We start from the raw sequence: 2,500 nt of genomic DNA on the forward strand, positions 1-2,500 counted from the left end.
CCAGAGATGGCTTTCTTCCCGCAAGGGGCCGGTGCACAGGTGCTGCATGGCTGTCGTCAGCTCGTGTCGTGAGATGTTGGGTTAAGTCCCGCAACGAGCGCAACCCTCGCCCTTAGTTGCCATCATTCAGTTGGGCACTCTAGGGGGACTGCCGGTGATAAGCCGCGAGGAAGGTGGGGATGACGTCAAGTCCTCATGGCCCTTACAGGCTGGGCTACACACGTGCTACAATGGCGGTGACAATGGGACGCGAAGGGGCGACCCTTAGCAAATCTCAAAAAACCGTCTCAGTTCGGATTGCACTCTGCAACTCGAGTGCATGAAGGTGGAATCGCTAGTAATCGCAGATCAGCACGCTGCGGTGAATACGTTCCCGGGCCTTGTACACACCGCCCGTCACACCATGGGAGTTGGCTTTACCCGAAGGCGTTTCGCTAACCGCAAGGAGGCAGACGACCACGGTAGGGTCAGCGACTGGGGTGAAGTCGTAACAAGGTAGCCGTAGGGGAACCTGCGGCTGGATCACCTCCTTTCTAAGGATGATCCCTTATGATCATTTGGCATCTCGCCTTTTGATCTGTCGGATCACTTGGAACACAACGGCCAGTCAGGCCGATCTGGCGGGATAGCCGCCGTCTTCGTTTCTCTTTCTTCACAAGGACGAGCCCGCCAGGCGCGAAAGCTGAGGCGTGCGACAGTTTGGGCTTGTAGCTCAGTTGGTTAGAGCGCGCGCTTGATAAGCGTGAGGTCGGAAGTTCAAGTCTTCCCAGGCCCACCAGCTCTAGCGAATAGGGAGTAGCGAATAGCGAATAGTTCCGCTTTTCGCCTTTCTACTCGCTATTTGCTACTCGCTATTCGCTCTAAAGGGGCCATAGCTCAGTTGGGAGAGCGCGTGCTTTGCAAGCATGAGGTCGTCGGTTCGATCCCGTCTGGCTCCACCAGATGCGCGGATCGCCGAAGACGGCGTCGCAAACGTCCTTGAAACAAGTTCCGCATTTCGACGCGCTGTCGAAATGCGTGTTGTCTGTCATCGTGAAAAGGAAATGCATCCGATCTCTTCGATCGAACGGGAACGTTCGAAATGAAGACGAGCAACCAGCAAGTGGGCGCCGCGTGACCGCAGCGCTCTCGGATGTGTTTGAAGCAAACTGGTCTTTCTATCGATGCAAACCTGATCTCGAAAGGGAAAAGGGCCGCTGCCGAGCGGTGGGCATCGATAATGAGAGCGATCAAGTGCCTTAAGGGTATTCGGTGGATGCCTTGGCGCTGAGAGGCGATGAAGGACGTGGTACGCTGCGATAAGCCGTGGGGAGCTGCGAACAAGCTTTGATCCGCGGATTTCCGAATGGGGAAACCCACCTTCGATCTCTGTTATTCCGAGGAAATCTCTAGCCTGCACAAAGGCTCTGAGGTTTTCGTGCGGTTTTGGAATGTCTGAAGACGCATGTCCTCGGACTAACAGAGATCATGAGAAGGTATTTGTATCTGAATACATAGGATACAAAAGCAAACCCGGGGAACTGAAACATCTAAGTACCCGGAGGAAAGGACATCAACGAGACTCCGTTAGTAGTGGCGAGCGAACGCGGACCAGGCCAGTTCTTGTGTGTTTCTAATCAGAACCGATTGGAAAGTCGGGCCGTAGTGGGTGATAGCCCCGTATGGATTTCGAAGCACATGAGACATGAGTAGGGCGGGACACGTGCAATCCTGTCTGAAGATGGGGAGACCACTCTCCAAGCCTAAGTACTCCTCAGCGACCGATAGTGAACCAGTACCGTGAGGGAAAGGTGAAAAGCACCCCGACGAGGGGAGTGAAACAGTTCCTGAAACCGGATACCTACAAACAGTAGGAGCCCAAGGTTCGTCCTGGGTGACTGCGTACCTTTTGTATAATGGGTCAGCGACTTAAAGTAACGAGCAAGCTTAAGCCGATAGGCGTAGGCGCAGCGAAAGCGAGTCTGAACAGGGCGTTCAGTTCGTTGCTTTAGACCCGAAACCGAGTGATCTAGCCATGAGCAGGTTGAAGGTGCAGTAACATGCACTGGAGGACCGAACCGGTGTCTGTTGAAATAGACTCGGATGACTTGTGGTTAGGGGTGAAAGGCCAAACAAACTCGGAAATAGCTGGTTCTCCGCGAAAGCTATTTAGGTAGCGCCTCGCACGAATACTCCAGGGGGTAGAGCACTGGATGGGCTAGGGGGTCCCACAGACTTACCAAACCTAACCAAACTCCGAATACCTGGAAGTAGTATGCGGGAGACACACAGTGGGTGCTAACGTCCATTGTGGAGAGGGAAACAACCCAGACCAACAGCTAAGGCCCCCAATTCGTGGCTAAGTGGGAAAGGATGTAGAAATCCCAAAACAACCAGGAGGTTGGCTTAGAAGCAGCCATCCTTTAAAGAAAGCGTAACAGCTCACTGGTCTAAATAAGGGTTTCCGCGCCGAAGATGTACCGGGGCTCAAGCCACGAGCCGAAGCTTTGGGCTCACCGCA

At 53.9% G+C, this 2,500-nt stretch carries 2 tRNA genes and 2 rRNA genes (2 of these 4 only partly in view); all 4 read left to right on the top strand.

Going from position 1 to position 2,500, the window contains the following annotated elements:
* Positions 1 to 533: ribosomal RNA gene (locus tag EDE12_RS21440) — 16S ribosomal RNA — on the top strand; it begins 1,054 nt to the left of the window's first position.
* 168 nt (positions 534 to 701) lie between these two features.
* Positions 702 to 778: transfer RNA gene (locus EDE12_RS21445), tRNA-Ile, on the top strand.
* Positions 779 to 865: 87 nt separating this feature from the next.
* Positions 866 to 941, top strand: a tRNA-Ala gene (locus EDE12_RS21450).
* Between the two features lie 286 nt (positions 942 to 1,227).
* Positions 1,228 to 2,500, top strand: a 23S ribosomal RNA gene (locus EDE12_RS21455) (it continues 1,581 nt past the right edge of the window).
* The 16S and 23S rRNA genes sit together here with 2 tRNA genes alongside, the layout of an rRNA operon.

The organism is Methylosinus sp. sav-2, from assembly GCF_004366495.1.
Classification (GTDB): Bacteria; Pseudomonadota; Alphaproteobacteria; order Rhizobiales; family Beijerinckiaceae; genus Methylosinus.